Origin of the sequence: Kitasatospora phosalacinea (assembly GCF_000717185.1) — a bacterium.
GTDB classification, from domain to species: domain Bacteria; phylum Actinomycetota; class Actinomycetes; order Streptomycetales; family Streptomycetaceae; genus Kitasatospora; species Kitasatospora phosalacinea_A.
Genome location: NZ_JNYE01000256.1, coordinates 1 through 1532 on the forward strand (window position 1 = coordinate 1; position 1532 = coordinate 1532).

Here is a 1532-nt window from a genome sequence, read left to right on the forward strand (position 1 = left end):
CCGCTGCGCACGGGCGAGACGGACCGGGCGAGGGCCTGGGGCGCGGCGCTCGTCCGGCGGTGAGACCGTGGTGGGACGACCGCCGGGACGACTGCCGGGACGACTGCCTGGGCGACTGCCTGGGCGACTGCCGGGGCGCCCCGGGTGGTGCGCGGCCGGGAACGGGAGAGCGCGATGAACGCAGCGAGCACGTGGAAACCGCTGGCCGTCCTGGGGACCGCACAGTTCCTGATGGTGCTGGACGCCTCGGTGATGAACGTGTCGATCAGCCAGCTCGTCGAGGACTTCGACACCGAGGTCACCACCGTCCAGGCCGTCATCACCCTCTACACCCTGGTGATGGCGGCCTTCATGCTGACCGGCGGCAAGATCGGCGACATGTTCGGCCGCCGCCGGGTCTTCGTGGTCGGCCTGGTCGTCTACGGCGTCGGCTCCGGCCTGACCGCCGTCGCCCCCACCGTGGGCGTGCTCGCCGTCGGCTGGTCGGTGGTCGAGGGACTGGGCGCGGCCCTGGTGCTGCCCGCCCTGGCCGCGCTGGTGGCCGGCTCCTACCGGGGGCGCGAACGCGCCGTCGCCTACGGGGTGGTCGGCGGCCTGTGACCGGCGCCGTGCTGTCCGCCGCGGGCCTGGCCCTGGTGGTGCTGGCCGTCCTGCAGAGCGGCAGCTGGGGCTGGGTCGAGCCGCGCAACCCGCCGTTCACCGTCCTCGGGTTCGCCCCCACCGCCCACGAACGGCGCCGGGAGCGCCGCGGCGCCACCCCGCTGGTCTCGCTCGCCCTGTTCGGCAACCGGCCGCTGCGCGCCGGGCTGATCGCCCTGTTCAACCAGAACACCGTCCTGCTCGGCCTGTTCTTCGTCATCCCGCTCTACCTCCAGGTCGTCCAGGGCCTGAACGCCTTCGAGACCGGGCTGCGGCTGCTCCCGGTCTCGGTGACCATGCTCGTCACCTCGATGTGCGGCCCGCTGCTGCTGCGCGTCGCCTCGCCCCGGGCCGTCGTCCGGGCCGGGCTGCTGGTGCTGCTCGCCGCCACCCTGTGGCTGATCGCCGCGATCGGGCCGGAGCCGGCGGGCGCCTCGTTCGGCTGGTCGATGGCCCTGCTCGGCACCGGCCTGGGCATGCTCGCCTCGCAGCTCGGCAACACGGTGCAGTCCAGCGTGCGCCCCGCCGAGCGCAGCGAGGCCGGCGGCCTGCAGTACACCGCGCAGAACCTCGGCTCCTCGCTCGGCACGGCGCTGATCGGCGCGATCCTGATCGGCGCGCTCGCCACCTCCGTCACCGCCCGGATCGAGGGCGACCCGCGGGTCGGCGCGGCCGTCGCCCAGCAGGTCGGCACCCAGGTCGAGGCGGGCATCTCCTTCGTCCCCGCCGACCAGGTGGCCGCCGCCCTCGCCGCCCGCCCCGAGGTGCCGCCGCAGGAGGCCGCGACCCTGGTCGACCACTACCGGGACGCGCAGATCCAGGGCCTGAAGTCCGCCGTCCTCGCCTGCACGGTGATCACCGCCGGGGCCCTGCTGTTCACCCGCCACCTCCCC

The 1532-nt window shown here is 74.7% G+C and carries 1 pseudogene; it reads left to right on the forward strand.

The features are described 5' to 3' along the window. Window positions 1-174: 174 nt before the first annotated feature. Window positions 175-1532, forward strand: a pseudogene (locus OO57_RS38980) (MFS transporter); the annotation flags it as partial.